The organism is Aliidiomarina sanyensis (assembly GCF_003987175.1).
Lineage (GTDB): Bacteria > Pseudomonadota > Gammaproteobacteria > Enterobacterales > Alteromonadaceae > Aliidiomarina > Aliidiomarina sanyensis.
The window spans coordinates 303,157-320,408 of sequence record NZ_PIPM01000001.1; the positions used below are offsets into that span (position 1 = coordinate 303,157).

Genomic DNA, 17,252 nt, shown 5'->3' on the forward strand with positions numbered 1-17,252 from the left:
GGGAGAGATACGTGAACTCATCTCGATTAAAACAACGTTCATATGCATTCTTAACCATCGCCAGCTTTTCTCTGTGTATAGCACCTTGGGCTTACGCGGAGGAAGAGGAGGGCATGCAAGGGCCGCCCCTCGGGTGGACATTTGGCGCTGCTGTCATCTCGAATAACCTTGCGTATCGAGGCGCCGATGCCGATACCATTATTGTTCCGGCTATCGGGTATGAAGGAGAAAACTACTTTATTCGCGGTTTGAGTGCTGGTCGGAGCCTTGTTCGGACACGAGAACAGCAAGCATGGGTTGCATTGACGCTTGATCTCTCACGGTTCCAGCCCGGAGAAACCAGTGACCCGCAAATGCAGTTATTGGAACGGCGTAACTTCAATGCCCAACTCGGTGTTGGTTACCGCTACCAATTAGGACGGCCTGGGAATATTTCCGTTACGCTCAGTACCGACGTTACGGGACGTCACGATGGGCAACGTGGACAGCTACAGTACAGTATTCCGCTGAACCGTCCGATGCAGGCTTGGCAGGTCAGCCCTAATATCGGCGTTAACTATGCGAGTTCACGCTATGTCGATTACTATTATGGCATCAGTGAAGCGGAGAGTGCGCGATCAGATCTTCCTGCCTTCGCGGGGTCCGACGCGTTCAGTCCGTTTATTGGTATTTCTGGATATCAGTATTTTAATGAACGACTGAGTCTTGCTGGCGGCTTCACGCTTACGCGTTCTGCTAGTGCAATTGCGGACAGCCCAATGGTGACACGTGGTTCCTATCGAACCATCTTCGCAACGCTGCAATATCGTTTTTAAATACAAAAAGGCCAGCGTATCCGCTGGCCTTTCATGAATTTGAGTTGCTAAAACTTTAGAAGCGATAGCTTACACCGATACGAAACTCGTTGCGTACGCCTCGGTTATTTAAGCTGTAGCTCGTTGTCACGGACAGGTTGTCATCCAACTTGTACGCCACGCCACTCCGAAAACGGAAGAAGCCATCGAGTGCTGTGTCGTGAACCAGCTCAAATTTTCCGTCTAAGCGCTCATCAAACGCATAGGTCACACCAGCGCCGAAATATAGACCGTCATCCACTGAGTAGTCCGAATACCCACCACTAATGAACAAGGGCGCATCGCCAATTGCTGCTGTCGTCAAAAACACACCACCGAGGCGGAAGATTGTGTCATAGGTGTCACCAAGTTCACCGGTCAGGACAACCTGATCTGCGATGTGCGCAGACCCTTCTAAGTAAAATCCATTATCTCCAAAGTCGTAGTAGCCACCCCCAATTGAATTCCATTGGGACGCAGCGGCGGTAGAGACCGCACCAAACGTGAGGGCCGCAGTGGCCGCAACACCGACTACAAGGTTTTTCACAGACTTCGATTTCATACGTGTGGTTCCTTCTGTGTTGTTCCAATGGATACGATCATAGGAGATGCGGTGCTTCTTTACAATTCAAATACGGGTAAAAACAACGTAAAGCAAATCAACTATTTGGAACTTTCCTTAACGAATTCAGCCAGATGAAGATTCCTCTAAGAAAGTTTCGAGGGCGTAGATAACGGCTGAGTCCATTGGCGATACCGCACTCGGAAATGCAATCGCTTCAGTTCCGTCCTTATTGACGAGGTATTTATGGAAGTTCCATCGTGGCGCATCGCCTGTCATTTCAGCCAATGCCTGAAAGACGGGGTGCGCATCGTCACCAGTGACGGACGTTGTGGCCATCATCGGAAACGTGACACCGAAATTGCGGAAACAAACATCTGCTGTCGCTTCTTCATCGTCGTGTTCTTGCCGAAAGCTATTCGATGGAAAACCAAGCACCATGACATCGCTTTCCTGGTAGGTAGCGAATAATGCTTCTAGCTCGGTAAATTGCCGGGTAAAGCCACACCGGCTCGCAGTGTTAACTACCAGGACGGCTTTCCCTGCAGTGAGAGAGCAGAGATCATGTATTTCTTCACTATGCAACGCGCGCAGCTGGTGTTGAAAGATCGGTGCACAATTTGGCGCGTTTCTGGTTTCAACTTTCTCACCAGCCGATGCGTCCTTGAGATTTAATAAGGTTACAAACGTGCTCAGCGTAACAATCAGCGTCAGCTGGATGATAAGACGAAGCTTTACTTGAAGCCGCTCGGTACGTTCAAAGTGAGTTATACGCATTCCGATTCCTATGATTCGCGTGTTACGCGACTGACATGCCGCATTTCATTTTATAGAATACGCGGAAGACCGAAAAACGGTTGTCCTGAGTTCTGGATATTCATCGATGGACGCTGCTTAGGGAAACATCGGGTGAAACCACCAGACCGGGAAATATATCATACTTCGCATAATGTATATTATGTTAAATTAAGTAAATATCCACCAAAGACAAATCAAACCATTGAGATGGAACGTAAAGCAAAAGACTTGGGCTCCCCTATTTGGGGCCTTTCAAAAAATCTATTTGGTAAAGGATAGGCATTATGCGGCTTCTCACTGGCTTGTTTTGTTTGCTTGCGTTGACCATCAATCCAGCACATGCAGATACCCAGTCCCGCGAACAGCTCATCAATGAGGCTGAGCAGCTGACGCGCCTCCATGGTTTCGTTGTGATTCAAGATGATCACGTAGTCCTCGATGTCGATGTTCGAGGCGCTGATAACCGAACACCCGTGAATATTAAATCTGTATCGAAATCGATTCTCTCCCTGCTGACCGGTATGGCGATCCACCAAGGCTACCTTGATTCCATCGAACAGCCCATTGCACCGCTCCTCGGCCGTTTTCAAATTGATCACGAAGATCCCCGCTTTGAACAAATCACAATCGAGCATCTATTGACCATGCAATCTGGGCTTGAGAGCACCTCTGGCCGAAACTATGGACGTTGGGTGGCACAAGACAACTGGACTAAGTATGCGTTATCCCGCCCGATCGTTGCCGAACCTGGAACACGGATGATTTACTCGACCGGAAACAGTCACATCCTCGCTGCTCTATTGACAGAAGTCACCGGTCAATCACTGCATGCACTCGCACAGGAATGGTTGGGTGAAACCTTACGAATTCGGATTCCGCCATGGTTGCAGTCTCCGGAGGGAGTCTTTTTTGGGGGGAATGATATGTATCTTTCAGCCCGTGCGTTAGCTCATATCGGCCGGATCTATTTGAATGGAGGCAAGGTGAATGAACATCAATTTATCGCTGCGGATTGGATTCAGAATAGCTTTTCACCTCGAACGCAGTCCGTATTTACAGATGATCCATATGGATTAGGTTGGTTTTCTTACACGTTTTCACTTGACGGTGAATCAGTTGAAGCGTGGTATGGTCGCGGATTTGGTGGGCAAATGTTGTATATAATTCCTTCGCTAAATGTCAGCATTGCGATGATTTCAAGTCCGAACCCACCGTCAAGCGGACAGTATACGCGTCAGATTCACCAGTTCGTAGAATCTCACCTGCTCCCTTCCCTTGTGTCGTCCAATGGAGCTGCCGCTGCGCACGCAGATCATTCATTCTGAGCTACAAAAAAACGCCGCGTAGAGCGGCGTCCTGTGATTTAAATAAAGCGCTGAGGACCACCGTTCGGTGCTTATCCTTGTTTTGCTTTCTTCAAAACTTCAGATAGTCCTGCAACTGCACCGCCAATGTTACTTAGTTCTGCCGGTAGAATTAAGGTGTTGTTCTCTTTCGCCAGTTTCCCGAACTCTTTCACGTATTGCTCTGCAATGCGCAGGTTGACTGCTTCTTGACCACCTGGCTCGTTGATGGCGGAGGCAATGTTTCGTAAACCTTCTGCTGTTGCAACGGCAATCAATTGGATTTCTTTCGCCCGACCTTCCGCTTCATTGATTTGTTTTTGCTTCTCAGCTTCCGACAAATTGATGATTTCTTGGCGGTTACCCTCGGAAACGTTGATCATCGCTTGACGTTCACCTTCGGACTTCGCAATGGCTGCACGACGCTCACGCTCAGCACGCATTTGTTGCTCAAGGGCATCTTTAATCGACGCGGGCAATTCAATGTCGGAGATTTCATACCGCAGGACTTTAATTCCCCAAGGCGCGGCGGCTTCATCTAGAGCACGCACAACTTCTTCGTTGATCGCGGCACGCTCTTCAAATGTTTTGTCGAGATCGGTTTGACCAATCACTGAACGCATGGTGGTTTGTGCAAGTTGTGACGCGGCATACCGATAGTCATTGATCCCATAACTTGCTTTGTAGGCGTCAATCACCTGTATATAGAGGACCCCATTAATTCCGACTTGGATGTTGTCTTTGGTCACACACGCCTGACGATCAACATCGATCACTTCTTCTTTTAACGTTTGGATATATGCAACTTTATCGATAAAAGGAATCAGAACATGAAAGCCTGAGTCCAAGGTGCGCGAGTATTTCCCGAGACGCTCAATGACGAAGTTCGAACGCTGGGGAACGATTCGGGCTGTTTTTAAAATGGTGATAACGACCGCGATGGCAAAACCAAACGCTAGAATCGTACTAATATTAAAATCTTCCATAGTTTCCTCGTTTTTTTATGATTTCTACTGATTCAAAAATGACAAAAGCAATTTAAGGGAGCTCTGGTCGCTTGCTTGATACTGTCAGACGAATTCCTTGGTGACTAATAACCCAAGCCACATCACCCTTCTTTAATGGTTCATCTGATGCGGCATCCCATTGGACACCATTTAGAATAACGCGCCCTGCCCCGTGCTCGAAATCTGTGTGTACGGTCACCCGTTCGCCGATATCTTTCTTAAACACAGTGCCATGCTCGCCGTCGTTATCAGCGGTAAACCCACTAAACCAGCGCTTAAATTTCCCGCGCGCAGTGACCAGAAGTAAAACACTTAAAACACCAAACACCGTGTACTGGGCGGCAACCCCTTCAATCAGCCCAAAATGCAAGGCAAGCCCGGTAAGAATAGCTGCGATGCCTAAAAATACGGCAATGATACTCGTTGCTAGTAGCTCTGAAATGATGAGTACAATACCTATAATGATCCACCACATTGCGGTTGTCATTCGTCATCCTCTTGTTGTGTCTGCGGTTCTACCTGACAGTGAAAATCACCGTCTAAATAAGCACGTTTACCAAGCGCATCGGTCACGATCAACTGGCCTTTTGCGGAATCCGTCTGGTGATAATGAAATGCGGCTTCGGCTGGAAGAATCAATGGTCGACGGAAGGTGATGGCCATCCCAGAAATTGACCGCTTCAATTGTCGTTCCAGCTCAGCTTGCGCGTATGCTACCGAATACATGCCGTGAATAATCGGACGTTCAAATCCAAACCAACGAGAGAGCCACGGATGCAAATGGATGGGATTATAATCCCCACTCAGTAGCGCATAGCTTCGCCCCAGCTCACTACTCATCTGCCACAACGCAGTATGTTGATACCCTGTTAAATCAGGGGCTGGCATTTCCCGCTTGCGTCCACGCGGAGGCGCTTCACCGGCTCCCACTTGATAGGTACTGACGCAGCGCACACGAAGTTCATTCTTCTGGTGAAAATCGACGGTATAAACCGGCCGGACCCGCTTTCGAGTGGCTGCGCGCTCAGGCATTTCAATATGCACATGCACGTCAAATGGCGTGTCCTTCAGTACGGGACTCACCATGGCCATTTCATTGGCGACATGCACCATGCCAAGAATAGGCCACGGAAACTGCTCATCAAGCATTGCAGCGAGATGGGCTCGCTGTGCAAGTAAATAAAGATAAGTTAACGGAATCTCACTGTGAAACCCCTGGAAGGCGGCGTGATAGCGAGCAAGATGCTCCGCATCAATGGCTTCGGCTTGAAAACGGAAGTGAATATCCTCGGGCTCTTGTGAAGGACCTTTCCGGCGGATCATCGTCGGAACGGCTTTGAGTAACATCAGTGGGAGTCCCGGGAGCGCATGTTTCCCTAGCGCTTCCGACTGCGCCTGTGCCTGAGGTTGCACTGCAGCATGTTGCGTCGACATAATCCTGACTCCATTCCATCGTGAACGTCCGCTATAGAATATCAAACTTATGTTAACGACGTGTAACTATTTCTTGTCGCGATGCTCAGGCGCGTGCGGTCCGATTTGTCTTCCGTCCATGCTTCTCGTACTCTGTGTGCCACACATTATGTATATCACTCCCTTTAAAAGGAAACGGACTATGATTTTATCCTCTCTCACTGCGGCGATCAGCCTTGGGCTTGTCTCTGCTGCTGGAACAGTTTCCATTCCCACCCATGACGCTTTTTTTGACAATATTCGTCAATACTGCGGGCAAGCCTTCGAGGGACGCGTTGTCGAAGATAATTTTACGGGAATTGAGACGTTTAAAGAAAACCGTCTCGTGATGCACGTGCGTGAATGCAGCGAAAACCAACTGCATATTCCTTTCCATATCGGAGACAATCATTCAAGAACATGGATTCTCACGAAAACAGGCGCAGGAATCAGCCTGAAACACGATCATCGGATGCCGAACGGTGAGCCTGACGATGGAACCATGTACGGTGGACATACTGTCGATGCAGGATGGGAGTTTGCCCAATCGTTCCCGGCAGACCAGTATTCAAAGGAAGACTTTATCCGTCGCAAGATTCCGCAAAGTATTTGGAACACCTGGCATATGTACATTTATCCGGGTGAGTTTTTCAGCTACCGCTTAACTCGTGAAGGACGTGAGTTGCGCGTTGATTTTGATCTCTCCAACCCAGTGGATTTACCCCCTACCCCGTGGGGCTATGAAGACATCGATTAAAATACATTCGTTGCTTCCAATAAAAAGGCCATCATGCGATGGCCTTTTTGCTATTAAATTACGCGGATTACACCGTGTCGTTTCGTTTATTCAGATGGAATCAACACACTGTCGATCACGTGAATGACACCGTTGCTCGCAGAAATATCTGCGGTCACAACACGCGCGCTTCCATTGATACGCACTCCGTACCCAGTTGCGTCAATCGCGAGTGCTTGTCCTTGGAGCGTATCCGCATAGAGTGATTGATCGGCAATATCCGAGCTCTCAACTTCGCCTGCAATCACATGATACGTCAGAATCGCGGTCAATTGATCCCGGTTTTCCGGCTGAAGCAAGGTCTCGAGCGTGCCCTCTGGCAATGCTGCGAACGCTTCATCGGTTGGTGCAAATACCGTAAACGGGCCGTCGTTTGCCAATGTATCGACCAGCCCAGCGGCTTCAAGCGCAGCCACTAAAGTATTGAACTGACCATTCTCAGCGGCAATTTCAGCAATTGACGACTTCTTCTCACTGTAGCTCGAATAGTCTGAACCCTCTTTATTCCGCTCTCCACCATGATTATGGGCCATCGCGGCACCGCTCAAGGCAAGTAAAGATACTGTGGCAGTTGCAAGTACGTTACGCATTACGTTTTTCATGCTTTATCTCCTTCAATTTTCATGGTGACCATGATGTGCCGCGTGACAGATAGTGTCGAATGCACGGCTTAAATGGATTGGTCATGAAGGGTTACGCAGCAATCTGAGAATTGGACGTGTTTTGACGTCCCCTTACATTTTATTTACATTCAAGCGATTGGCAGGAAACGGAATTACATTCCGCTTCCCTCCGCTTGCAAACGCGCATTTTCAAGCGTTTCAGTCAGGGCTTCGCCAAGGTGCAGCGTGAGAATTTCACGGTACCGAGCGGTATTACGGTAGCCTCCATCCGCAGCAAAAAACGCAGTCATCATATCGACCCAGTCGTTGCTGTGCGGCATAATAATTCCAAAGGTTTCCCCGTGTTCGTCGGCAATAGCATGATGCCGGACCGGTTGTCCCTGCTCGACCGCACGCCAATAATTGTAGGCGTCAATATAACTGTAGACGTCGCCCGCCGCGGCCGCTTCAATAATTTGTGGATTCGACGTCGCTGGAAGGATATCCCGATCGGGCTGATATGCATCACGCAGCGCTTTCACGCGTGTCTCATGCAAAGTACCCGAAAAGCCCATAGGCTGAAGATCGGCAAATGCCTCGGTAAACTCGGCCCATTCACCCAACTCCGGAATATCGTCAGACGTAATGAGGACTGCAACATTGTTGAGGTAGGCAGGTGAAAATTGTAACTCTTGCCGGCGAGCCTCTGTAATAGTGACGTTGCCTAACCCAAACACCCCGCCATCCGCATCGACGATCCGTTGATAAAAACGTTGCCAGTTTTCTTCTTCGACAAACTCCAAATCAATGCGGGTTGCATGATAGCGTTCATACCAAGCGACAAAGTCGCGCATAATTTCAACTGTCACACCGGTTAATTCACCCGCCGCATTGGTATACGCAAACCCATCTGCTTCGACATAGAGCACGCGCAGCGTTGCATTGCCCAGTTGCCGTGCTTCGTGCAGTGTGGTCCCACGGTCTTCAGCAAGTACTGTTGGAGGTGACGATGGCGTGCAGGCGCTGATCGCCAGAGCCAACATCAAGGTGCCCAGGACTAATAGATGTTTCATGAAATATCCTTTCGCTGGTTAACGCAATGAGGCGTCTGCTCGCTCATCGCCAATTTGACTGAAATGGAATATGCAACCAAATCCTAGCATTATCGCCAGACGGCTTCATCTTTATTGGTTCAACTTGAATCCTTAATGCCCATATCATTTGAGGGTCGGTACAAGCCCCTAAAAACACCTCGGTCTCCCACACCTTAGATTCCGTCGACCGTGCGCCCCACTGCACGGGGATTCGACCCATATACATACTCTCGCCGACGATTTCGCTGCGTACAATTCTCGTGGGTTGACTCAACTCAAGTCGCAACTGAATGCGCGTTTCAAAGGGCATGTCAATGTGGGATGACCGCAAGGTCACTGTCCCTAAATCTTCTGCTTGCGAAACAGGCAGACGGCAATGATCGCTGCTATCCTCTTCAAACGTACAAAATACTACGGAAGTGCTATGAAATTCTGTTGGTGTACAACCCATCACGGTGATTAATGAACAAAGGATGACAAAAGCGTTAAATCCGTTTCGGATGGCTTGTATTAATTTTATACGTGAAGTAGGTAACATTTGTTAAAGCCTTTATTCGGCGAGATACAATCTCGTTACAGAATGCCGATTTGTTTGATCTCGGTCATGTGAATTGACGGCTAATACTCTGTATTTTCGGTCTTAAACCCCGTACAATTCGGCTAGGTTTCGTTCCCATGGGGTACCTCGATATAGCCTCGAGATATGACCTTCAGGGGACGATGTCGTAACCGATGTCCTGCAACCACAGCGGATTTAAAAATAATGAGTACAACTACCAATCAACCTGTCGAGTATAACCTGAAGGTGGTCAAACAGTTCACAATCATGACCCTCATTTGGGGCATAATTGGAATGGCGCTTGGGGTTTTGATCGCGGCTCAGCTTATCTGGCCTGCCCTAAACTTTGATACGCCTTGGCTTACCTATGGAAGGCTTCGTCCTTTGCACACCAACGCAGTTATTTTTGCATTCGGTACCAGTGCGTTGTTCGCAACAGCCTACTACATCGTGCAAAAAACCTGTCAAACACGATTGTTTTCCGACAAGCTTGCAGCCTTCACTTTTTGGGGTTGGCAGGCGGTCATCGTCGCTGCCGTCATCACCTTGCCACTGGGGATTACCACCAGTAAAGAATATGCCGAACTCGAATGGCCAATCTCGATTCTGATTCTGTTGGTGTGGGTCGCCTTTATTATTGTATTCTTTGGCACGCTTGCGATTCGCCGAACTTCGCACATTTATGTCGCGAATTGGTTCTACGGAGCCTTCATCATTGCTGTGGCTATGCTGCATATCGGGAACAACCTCGCAATTCCAGTATCATTTACCAAGTCATACTCAATCTATGCGGGTGCTGTCGATGCGATGATGCAGTGGTGGTACGGTCATAACGCGGTTGGCTTCCTGCTCACGGCAGGTTTCCTTGGAATGATGTATTACTTCGTTCCTAAGCAAGCCGAACGTCCGGTCTATTCATATCGGCTTTCGATCGTTCACTTCTGGGCATTGATCACGATTTACATCTGGGCAGGTCCGCACCACTTGCATTGGACCGCGCTACCAGACTGGGCTCAGAACGTTGGAATGGTCATGTCAGTTATCTTGTTCGTCCCATCCTGGGGGGGCATGATCAACGGAATTATGACCCTGTCAGGCGCATGGCATAAACTGCGAACGGATCCTATCTTGCGCTTCCTGATCGTCTCATTGTCGTTCTACGGCATGTCGACCTTTGAAGGGCCGATGATGGCAATCAAATCCGTCAACGCACTCTCCCACTATACAGACTGGACCATTGGTCACGTACACTCTGGCGCATTGGGTTGGGTTGCAATGATCACTATTGGGGCAATGTATCACCTGATCCCAATTTTATTTGAGCGCGAGCGGATGTACAGCATTCGGCTGATTAACACCCACTTCTGGTTGCACACTATTGGTGTGGTGCTGTACATCGTTGCCATGTGGATTTCGGGCGTCATGCAAGGTTTGATGTGGCGTGCCGTAAACGCGGATGGAACCCTCACGTACAGCTTCGTTGAAAGTTTGGAAGCATCGTATCCGTTCTACTTTGTCCGCTTCGTTGGAGGTGTCTTTGTAGTCGCCGGTATGTTGGTCATGGCGTACAACGTCTGGAAGACCATCCGGAGTGAGCAGGTTCGTGCCAGCGAACCGCTTGCGACGCAGCCGGCATAAGGAGACTGGATTATGAGTAAGAAAACAAACAATAAACATGAACTGGTTGAGAAGCACGTCGGTTGGCTCGCGGTCTTTGCGATTATCGCCATCTCAATCGGTGGATTAGTAGAAATCACACCGCTTTTGTTCCAAAAACAGGTTCAAGAACCCGTAAAGAACTTACGGCCATTGACCGCACTGGAACTCGAGGGCCGCGATATCTACATTCGTGAAGGCTGTGTCGGGTGCCACAGCCAAATGATTCGTCCCTTCCGCGCGGAAACCGAGCGTTACGGACACTATTCAGTAGCCGGCGAATCGGTTTGGGACCATCCGTTTTTGTGGGGTTCGAAGCGAACCGGTCCTGATCTGGCCCGAGTTGGGGGTCGCTACAGTGATGAGTGGCATTACGTCCACTTGATCGACCCGCGTGCGGTAGTTCCGGAATCGAATATGCCTGCATACCCTTGGCTCGCAGAAAACGTCCTCGATGGTCGTCACACCGAGCGGAAAATGCGTGCAATGCAGACACTTGGTGTCCCATACACAGATGAGGAGATCGAAGGTGCAGGCGAGCGTGTGCGCGGCAAAACAGAAATGGAAGCCTTGATTGCCTATCTCCAACAACTTGGCACAGCGTTGAGGTAATTTATGGGCGGTCCAGGGTTTCAAGCACTGTATACGCTACTGGTGTTCGGCGTCATCCTCATCGTAATCGTATGGGCGTACTGGCCGAAGAATAAAGATAAATTTGAGCGCAAGGGCGAGTCGATTTTCGAAGAAGGCGAGATCGACCGCAAACCCGAGCGCCGTAAGCAGGAGTCTGACAAAGATGAGTAGCTTCTGGAGTTGGTGGATTATCGTCCTCACATTGGGTTCATTTGTAGCTATAGCTGCCCTCCTCTGGTGGAACATGAAGAATTTCACCGATGTCGAGGAAGGAGAATCCATGGGGCATGAGTTCGATGGCATTATCGAACTGAACAACCCACTGCCGCGCTGGTGGACCATCCTATTTTGGGTCTGCTTGGCGTGGGGATTACTGTATCTTCTGCTCTATCCGGGCCTCGGAAACTTCCAAGGATTGCTCGGTTGGTCGAGTTCAAACCAACACGTGCGTTCACTGGAGGAGTCTCGGCAAGCTACACTCGAAGCGCGTGAAGCAGGTCTTTATGTCGCTTACGATCGCGAGCGTGCCCGCGCAGAAGAGCAATATGGCCCAATCTTCCAGCAATATGCTTCGCTTGAAATCGAAGAGATTGCACAGAATCGTGAAGCGGTGCGGATTGGACAGCGTCTATTTTTACAAAACTGTGCACAATGCCACGGTTCAGACGCACGGGGTTCCCTCGGGTTTCCAAACCTTACAGACGGCGTGTTTAACTGGGGAGGTTCAGCGGAACACATCTACACCACACTGATGGAAGGACGGGTAGGTGAAATGCCCTCTTTCTACGACCAGCTTGGCGAACAAGGTATTCGTGAGATGACGGCCTACGTTCTATCGTTAAGCGGCCGGACCGTTGACCGTGATTTAGCACGTGCCGGGGAAGAAAACTGGGTCGTTTGTGCGGCCTGTCATGGGCCTGATGGTCGCGGCAATATCGCGCTAGGCGCCCCTGACTTAACAAATAACGTATGGCTCTATGGTGGTTCACAGCGAGCTATCGAAGAAACACTTCGATATGGTCGAAATGGGGTCATGCCGCGTTGGGATTCAATCCTCGGAGAAGACAAAGTGAAAATTCTCTCGGGGTACATTTTAAGCCTCAACGCAGAATAAGTAGTTTATTCATACAAACGCCTTAGACGGCAATGGAAAGCCCCGGCATCCGGGGCTTTTTTTTAGTAAGGAGTTCGGGTTTATGGCAGTGAATACCCAACAGAAAACCCCTTGGTACAGAGTTGGCTGGGTGTGGTACATCATTTTTATGAAATTTGCGGTCATTACCGCCTGTATCATTACCGCGATTCTTATCTATCGGAATCCAGTATCAATGGTCGTTGATGACTACTATCGGGAAGGACGCTCAATCAACCTGCAACTACAGCGCGTTGCTGAAGCAGAAGCGCGTGATATTTCGTTCTACATGGATATTAGCGATGACCAAGTTACGGTTCGATTCCGGAGCGGCGAAGCAGAAGATAATGCAGCGTTGCGAGTAACCTTTTATCATCCCACCATGCATGATTTTGATTTCGAGCTTTTAATGCCTCGCAGTGGTGATGGAAACTATCGTCAAGCGCTTCCAGAGCCTATTGCAGGCCATTGGCGAGTGGATATTGAACCGATTAATCAAATCTGGCGTGTGAGCCAAAATATTCACTTGCCCTCCCCTGGGACGATCGAAATTCTTCCGGTCAATTACGGGATATAAGAGGCGTGTATCGTGGCTGAGGCAACTGTAAATGAGATGGGGCAAGCGACCTGTTTTCATTGCTTTGAACCGGTCCCACGAGGACTTGAACTCACAGTACGGATTGATGGTGCTGCACAACCTATGTGTTGCTATGGCTGTCAATCCGTCGCGCAAACGATCGTTGATCAGGGCCTCACACACTTCTACAAATATCGCGACACCAGCACCGCCACCCCGGCCCTGATCCCAGATGAACTTCAGCAGATTCAAGCACAACTTAAACAATATGATGATCCTGACATTCAGCGTGAGTTCGTAAAAAGTACCGAACATACCCAAATGGCCACACTCGCCATTGAAGGCATGACCTGTGCCGCTTGTGCTTGGCTGATCGAAAAACAGCTCTACCATATTCAGGGGGTTCTAAAAGTCGTGGTCAACTCGACCACCGAGCGCGTGCAAGTGGAATGGGATCAACGACACACGCAGCTGAGCCAGATTTTAAGTGCTATCTACGCGGTGGGCTATAAAGCGCTCCCCTTTCAACAAGCCGATCTCGAAGCGAGTTATGAACGGAAGCGTAAAGGATATATCCGTCGTTTAGGAGTCGCTGGAATTGCCTCAATGCAGACCATGATGGTGGCATTCGGCTTGTACTACGAAGATATTGATGAAACGACAAAGCTGTATTTTTGGTGGGTTTCATTGCTATTTACAGCGCCGGTCATTGTGTACAGTTGCCAACCTTTTTTTGCGAATGCGATTCGCGCATTAAAAGCACGGACGTTAAACATGGATGTGCCCGTTGCACTTGCCATGGCCATCATGTTTATTGCAAGTTTTTATGCCACAGTGACCGACACCGGTGAAGTCTATTACGAATGTGTCACCATGTTTGCGTTTTTCTTGTTGTCCGGTCGATTCCTTGAGCTCCAGGCGCGCCACAAAGCACTCGCGAATGCCGCAAATTTAATGAAACTCATTCCCGCAATCGCGGAACGAGAGGCTCCCGACGGCTCTTGGTCGCAAGTCATGGTGAAATATCTGGAAACTGGCGATCGCATTCGTGTTCGACCCGGCGACACGATTCCGGTAGATGGCACACTTGAAACCGCACAAGCATGGTGCGATGAGGCGATGCTTACTGGCGAAAGTCGCCCTGTAGCGAAGCAGCAAGGCGATACAGTTTATGCAGGTGCCATCAATCAAGAGCAAGCCATCACCATTCAGGTAGCAGCCACCCGACAAGACACATTGCTCTCAGGGATTATCGCATTGCAGGACAGTGCAATGGAGCAAAAACCCAAGTTCGTTCGCATCGCTGATGTCGTTGGGCGCTACTTCATTGGCGCTATGCTGATCGTCTCCCTTCTGACCTATACTGGATGGCTTTTCGTCGATCCGGATCGGGCATTCTGGGTTACCCTCGCAGTATTGGTGGCAACCTGTCCTTGCGCATTATCTCTCGCCGCACCCACCGCAATGAGTGGGGCGGTCAGCCGCCTCAACCGAACCGGTATTCTTCTAAAGCAAGCGGTCTTGGTGGAGCGGGTCCCTCACATGAAGACGCTTTGTGTGGACAAAACAGGTACCCTTACGAAGGGAAAGTTTGCCCTGATTCAACAGTGGTATTTGCGTTCGGAGCTCGACGAAACCTGGGTTATGCAAATGGCAGCAGCGCTTGAAGCGAGCTCGGAGCATCCCTTAGCACGACCGTTCATCCAAGCTGCTGCCCCGCTCTCAGGAGTGACCACCGAAAATGTACCCGGTTCCGGCATTGAGGGGGTGCATGGTGCGTCCCGTTATCGGTTAGGTAACCAATCCTTTGTGGAAGGATTGTCCGGTCCGCTTACAGCCCCGTCACCGTCAGCAAACGTTTTTCTGGGCGATGCGCATGGACTCATCGCCGCATGGCAAGTGGATGATGAAGTTCGCGAAGGCGCTCGGGACGCAATTCAATGGGCCCAGTACTCTGGTATGAATGTCGTGATGTTGACGGGCGATTCACACGCGCGTGCTCACGCGCTTGCCCAAGCGCTTGGAATTGATCGTGTTTTTGCAGAACTAAAGCCGGACGACAAACTCCACCATCTTGAACAGCTTCGGACTGAAGGTCCGGTTTTGATGATCGGCGATGGAATTAATGATGGACCAGTCCTTGCAGCAGCGGATGGTTCGATCACGTTTGCTTCTGGGAGCGACCTTGCACAATCAAGCAGCGATGTTGTCTTCTTAACCGGTGATTTTTCCGCTTTAAAACGTCTGCAGCAGACCTCACTCAAGACCAAGGCCATTATTCGACAAAATTTCGCATGGGCTTTAGGGTACAATCTAACCATTCTGCCGCTCGCCATTACTGGATTTGTCGGACCGCTGTTGGCAATGTTGGGCATGTCAATCAGTTCGTTGATTGTCGTGTCGAATTCCCTTCGGTTAATGAAACGGGCCAAATAAGGAGCGTCCTTGTGGAGATTTTACATCTGATGGTTCCAATTGCGGTGATCCTCGTGATCATTGCCATCGCCCTCTTCTTTTGGGCCGTTCGGACGGGGCAGTTTGATGATCTCGAACGCCAGGGCTTCAATATTCTTTTGGACGAAGAGCAAAAGAAGCCAATGAAGCACGCAGAGAAATCAGAGGACGAAGACGAAGCAGCCAGCCGGAACCGAAACAAATCCTCACAATTAATTGAATCTGCCGAGGATTCATCCACCCAGAAATGCGAAAAAAACCGTGAGTGACACCCTTCCGTTCTTATTGACAGCCCTGGTGATGGGTTTAGTGGGTAGCGGACACTGCTTAGCGATGTGCGGTGGGCTTGCGGCAGCGATGGGGTTAAAGCAAACGCCCTTTCGCCTATTCCTATACAACGTAGGGCGAATCGTCAGTTATGTGATTGCGGGAGCCATTGTTGGCGCAGCGTTGTTCTCAGCCGCGAGTCTCTACCCCAGCCTCCTGATTGGCTTACGCATCCTGGCTGGTACCTTTATGCTACTCATCGGGATCTACATCATCGGTTGGCGCCAAGTTCTTGTCTGGGTGGAACGCGGTGGCGCTATCCTCTGGCGTGGTTTACAACCATTGGCACGTCGACTCCCGCCCCAACGCGCTGCGCATCATGTGTTTCTTGCCGGCATGTTGTGGGGCTGGTTACCATGCGGACTTGTCTATTCTGCTCTTGCCTGGTCAGCGATGGCAGCACACCCAATGCAAGGCGCAGCTTTTATGCTCGCTTTTGGTGCCGGAACGCTCCCATCAATGTTTCTTACCGGTATATTGAGTCATCGACTCCAGGTTTTTTTGCGTTCATACGGCTTTCGTTGGATTGCAGGGCTTTTTATGATCGGATACGGTATACTCACATTAGGAATTGCTGTTAAACAGCTGCATCATTTTGCATAGCACAGCATCGTGGGGACACGTTCATGAACCGCTCAACTAACTTGATCAATCATATTAATTGCCAGAACTGTAGCATTAGTCAGTTGTGTCTACCCTTTACTCTTGACCAAAGCTCCATGGAACGCCTTGATGCGATGATTGAACGTAAGCGCCCCTATCAACGTGGAGATGCGCTCTATCGCGCGGGCGAAAAGTTAGAAAGCCTTTTTGCAGTGCGATCGGGGAGCGTGAAAAGTTATGCCTTGAATGATCATGGCGAGCTGCAAATCACAGCATTTCACCTTCCAGGAGACCTTGTCGGATTTGAGGCAATCAGCGACGGCAAACATCATGGTTATGCTGAAGCAATGGAAACCTCGATGATCTGTGAAATTCCATTTGAAAACCTAGAAACATTGAGCGGAAATGTACCAGCGCTGCGTCGACAACTGATGCGCTTAATGAGCGAAGAAATCAATGCCGATAAGCGCATGCTTACGCTGCTGAATACGCGAACGGCCGAACAACGTCTTGCAACCTTCTTGGTTGAACTTTCGGCACGGTTTCGTGCGCGTGGACTCTCCTCGCGCGAATTCCGCCTCACCATGACACGCGCTGAAATTGGCAATTATTTAGGGCTAACCGTCGAAACGGTAAGCCGTCTTTTCGGCAAGTTCCAAAAACAATCCCTGATTGCAGTGGAAGGACGTTTGGTGCAAATTATTGAAGCTGAGGCATTAAGCGAAACTGCTGGGCTATCCCCGACCGCGTGTCTCTAACACGCCTTCCATATTCCATTCAAACCGAGCATCCCCGAGTGGCTGCAACAGATTTTTTTTACAACT

Annotated in this window: 19 protein-coding genes; 12 read left to right on the plus strand and 7 right to left on the minus strand. The window is 49.6% G+C overall.

Annotated features, from left to right (window positions below):
- Nucleotides 1-11 precede the first annotated feature (11 nt).
- The gene (locus tag CWE11_RS01380) at nucleotides 12-815 is read left to right on the plus strand and encodes a MipA/OmpV family protein (RefSeq protein WP_157981270.1); all 804 of its coding nucleotides are present in this window, start codon (nucleotides 12-14) and stop codon (nucleotides 813-815) included.
- A gap of 55 nt (nucleotides 816-870) precedes the next feature.
- On the opposite strand, the gene CWE11_RS01385 is transcribed toward CWE11_RS01380, so the two are convergent.
- Together CWE11_RS01385 and CWE11_RS01390 are read right to left on the minus strand one after the other, a co-directional pair.
- The gene (locus tag CWE11_RS01385) at nucleotides 871-1,395 is read right to left on the minus strand and encodes a hypothetical protein (RefSeq protein ID WP_126775808.1); all 525 of its coding nucleotides are present in this window, start codon (nucleotides 1,393-1,395) and stop codon (nucleotides 871-873) included.
- A 126-nt stretch (nucleotides 1,396-1,521) separates the two neighbouring features.
- Nucleotides 1,522-2,172: a glutathione peroxidase gene (locus tag CWE11_RS01390; protein WP_126775809.1), complete on the minus strand. Its 651-nt coding sequence runs from the start codon at nucleotides 2,170-2,172 to the stop codon at nucleotides 1,522-1,524.
- A 305-nt stretch (nucleotides 2,173-2,477) separates the two neighbouring features.
- Between CWE11_RS01390 and CWE11_RS01395 the strand changes: the two genes are divergently transcribed.
- Complete coding sequence (locus tag CWE11_RS01395) at nucleotides 2,478-3,518, plus strand: serine hydrolase domain-containing protein (protein ID WP_126775810.1); 1,041 nt, start codon at nucleotides 2,478-2,480, stop codon at nucleotides 3,516-3,518.
- Nucleotides 3,519-3,589: 71 nt separating this feature from the next.
- Here CWE11_RS01395 and CWE11_RS01400 read toward each other — a convergent pair whose 3' ends face one another.
- Genes CWE11_RS01400 through CWE11_RS01410 form a run of 3 tightly spaced genes read right to left on the minus strand, consistent with a single transcriptional unit; the run spans nucleotide 3,590 to nucleotide 5,977 of the window.
- Nucleotides 3,590-4,522 (minus strand): SPFH domain-containing protein, encoded by a 933-nt coding sequence (locus CWE11_RS01400; RefSeq protein ID WP_126775811.1) that lies wholly within the window; start codon nucleotides 4,520-4,522, stop codon nucleotides 3,590-3,592.
- Between the two features lie 52 nt (nucleotides 4,523-4,574).
- Nucleotides 4,575-5,030, minus strand: a complete 456-nt coding sequence (locus CWE11_RS01405) for an NfeD family protein (protein ID WP_126775812.1) — start codon at nucleotides 5,028-5,030, stop codon at nucleotides 4,575-4,577.
- Nucleotides 5,027-5,977 carry a MaoC/PaaZ C-terminal domain-containing protein gene (locus CWE11_RS01410; protein WP_126775813.1) on the minus strand — a complete coding sequence of 317 codons (951 nt, stop codon included), beginning with the start codon at nucleotides 5,975-5,977 and terminating at the stop codon, nucleotides 5,027-5,029. Before CWE11_RS01410 ends, CWE11_RS01405 begins: the two co-directional genes overlap by 4 nt.
- Nucleotides 5,978-6,158: 181 nt before the next feature.
- Between CWE11_RS01410 and CWE11_RS01415 the strand changes: the two genes are divergently transcribed.
- On the plus strand, nucleotides 6,159-6,752 hold the full coding sequence (locus CWE11_RS01415; protein WP_126775814.1) for a hypothetical protein: 594 nt from the start codon (nucleotides 6,159-6,161) through the stop codon (nucleotides 6,750-6,752).
- Between the two features lie 86 nt (nucleotides 6,753-6,838).
- On the opposite strand, the gene CWE11_RS01420 is transcribed toward CWE11_RS01415, so the two are convergent.
- Both CWE11_RS01420 and CWE11_RS01425 read right to left on the minus strand, forming a co-directional pair.
- The gene (locus CWE11_RS01420; RefSeq protein WP_126775815.1) at nucleotides 6,839-7,393 is read right to left on the minus strand and encodes a fasciclin domain-containing protein; all 555 of its coding nucleotides are present in this window, start codon (nucleotides 7,391-7,393) and stop codon (nucleotides 6,839-6,841) included.
- Between the two features lie 173 nt (nucleotides 7,394-7,566).
- Nucleotides 7,567-8,466, minus strand: a complete 900-nt coding sequence (locus CWE11_RS01425; protein WP_126775816.1) for a substrate-binding periplasmic protein — start codon at nucleotides 8,464-8,466, stop codon at nucleotides 7,567-7,569.
- Nucleotides 8,467-9,250: 784 nt separating this feature from the next.
- On the opposite strand from CWE11_RS01425, the gene ccoN reads away from it, so the two are divergent.
- The 9 genes from ccoN (at nucleotide 9,251) to fnr (ending at nucleotide 17,186) form a co-directional block, all read left to right on the plus strand.
- Nucleotides 9,251-10,684, plus strand: coding sequence for a cytochrome-c oxidase, cbb3-type subunit I (gene ccoN / locus CWE11_RS01430; RefSeq protein ID WP_126775817.1), 1,434 nt, complete (start codon nucleotides 9,251-9,253; stop codon nucleotides 10,682-10,684).
- 12 nt (nucleotides 10,685-10,696) lie between these two features.
- On the plus strand, nucleotides 10,697-11,314 hold the full coding sequence (gene ccoO / locus CWE11_RS01435; RefSeq protein ID WP_126775818.1) for a cytochrome-c oxidase, cbb3-type subunit II: 618 nt from the start codon (nucleotides 10,697-10,699) through the stop codon (nucleotides 11,312-11,314).
- A gap of 3 nt (nucleotides 11,315-11,317) precedes the next feature.
- The gene (locus tag CWE11_RS01440; protein ID WP_126775819.1) at nucleotides 11,318-11,506 is read left to right on the plus strand and encodes a cbb3-type cytochrome oxidase subunit 3; all 189 of its coding nucleotides are present in this window, start codon (nucleotides 11,318-11,320) and stop codon (nucleotides 11,504-11,506) included.
- The gene (ccoP, locus tag CWE11_RS01445) at nucleotides 11,499-12,449 is read left to right on the plus strand and encodes a cytochrome-c oxidase, cbb3-type subunit III (RefSeq protein WP_126775820.1); all 951 of its coding nucleotides are present in this window, start codon (nucleotides 11,499-11,501) and stop codon (nucleotides 12,447-12,449) included. Before CWE11_RS01440 ends, ccoP begins: the two co-directional genes overlap by 8 nt.
- Nucleotides 12,450-12,531: 82 nt before the next feature.
- The gene (locus CWE11_RS01450) at nucleotides 12,532-13,044 is read left to right on the plus strand and encodes a FixH family protein (RefSeq protein ID WP_126775821.1); all 513 of its coding nucleotides are present in this window, start codon (nucleotides 12,532-12,534) and stop codon (nucleotides 13,042-13,044) included.
- Between the two features lie 12 nt (nucleotides 13,045-13,056).
- Complete coding sequence (locus CWE11_RS01455) at nucleotides 13,057-15,480, plus strand: heavy metal translocating P-type ATPase (RefSeq protein ID WP_241971686.1); 2,424 nt, start codon at nucleotides 13,057-13,059, stop codon at nucleotides 15,478-15,480.
- 11 nt (nucleotides 15,481-15,491) lie between these two features.
- Nucleotides 15,492-15,767 carry a cbb3-type cytochrome oxidase assembly protein CcoS gene (gene ccoS / locus CWE11_RS01460; protein WP_126775822.1) on the plus strand — a complete coding sequence of 92 codons (276 nt, stop codon included), beginning with the start codon at nucleotides 15,492-15,494 and terminating at the stop codon, nucleotides 15,765-15,767.
- Nucleotides 15,760-16,428: a sulfite exporter TauE/SafE family protein gene (locus CWE11_RS01465; protein WP_241971687.1), complete on the plus strand. Its 669-nt coding sequence runs from the start codon at nucleotides 15,760-15,762 to the stop codon at nucleotides 16,426-16,428. Before ccoS ends, CWE11_RS01465 begins: the two co-directional genes overlap by 8 nt.
- Nucleotides 16,429-16,451: 23 nt before the next feature.
- Nucleotides 16,452-17,186 carry a fumarate/nitrate reduction transcriptional regulator Fnr gene (gene fnr, locus CWE11_RS01470; RefSeq protein WP_126775823.1) on the plus strand — a complete coding sequence of 245 codons (735 nt, stop codon included), beginning with the start codon at nucleotides 16,452-16,454 and terminating at the stop codon, nucleotides 17,184-17,186.
- Nucleotides 17,187-17,252 lie beyond the last annotated feature (66 nt).

Coding starts and splice junctions, on each gene's coding strand:
- CWE11_RS01400 (WP_126775811.1), bottom strand. CDS start 4,522: ATGGAAGATTTTAATATTAGTACGATTCTAGCGTTTGGTTTTGCCATC.
- CWE11_RS01405 (WP_126775812.1), bottom strand. CDS start 5,030: ATGACAACCGCAATGTGGTGGATCATTATAGGTATTGTACTCATCATT.
- CWE11_RS01390 (WP_126775809.1), bottom strand. CDS start 2,172: ATGCGTATAACTCACTTTGAACGTACCGAGCGGCTTCAAGTAAAGCTT.
- ccoP (WP_126775820.1), top strand. CDS start 11,499: ATGAGTAGCTTCTGGAGTTGGTGGATTATCGTCCTCACATTGGGTTCA.
- fnr (WP_126775823.1), top strand. CDS start 16,452: ATGAACCGCTCAACTAACTTGATCAATCATATTAATTGCCAGAACTGT.
- ccoO (WP_126775818.1), top strand. CDS start 10,697: ATGAGTAAGAAAACAAACAATAAACATGAACTGGTTGAGAAGCACGTC.
- ccoN (WP_126775817.1), top strand. CDS start 9,251: ATGAGTACAACTACCAATCAACCTGTCGAGTATAACCTGAAGGTGGTC.
- CWE11_RS01395 (WP_126775810.1), top strand. CDS start 2,478: ATGCGGCTTCTCACTGGCTTGTTTTGTTTGCTTGCGTTGACCATCAAT.
- CWE11_RS01410 (WP_126775813.1), bottom strand. CDS start 5,977: ATGTCGACGCAACATGCTGCAGTGCAACCTCAGGCACAGGCGCAGTCG.
- CWE11_RS01415 (WP_126775814.1), top strand. CDS start 6,159: ATGATTTTATCCTCTCTCACTGCGGCGATCAGCCTTGGGCTTGTCTCT.
- CWE11_RS01385 (WP_126775808.1), bottom strand. CDS start 1,395: ATGAAATCGAAGTCTGTGAAAAACCTTGTAGTCGGTGTTGCGGCCACT.
- CWE11_RS01450 (WP_126775821.1), top strand. CDS start 12,532: ATGGCAGTGAATACCCAACAGAAAACCCCTTGGTACAGAGTTGGCTGG.
- CWE11_RS01440 (WP_126775819.1), top strand. CDS start 11,318: ATGGGCGGTCCAGGGTTTCAAGCACTGTATACGCTACTGGTGTTCGGC.
- CWE11_RS01425 (WP_126775816.1), bottom strand. CDS start 8,466: ATGAAACATCTATTAGTCCTGGGCACCTTGATGTTGGCTCTGGCGATC.
- CWE11_RS01420 (WP_126775815.1), bottom strand. CDS start 7,393: ATGAAAAACGTAATGCGTAACGTACTTGCAACTGCCACAGTATCTTTA.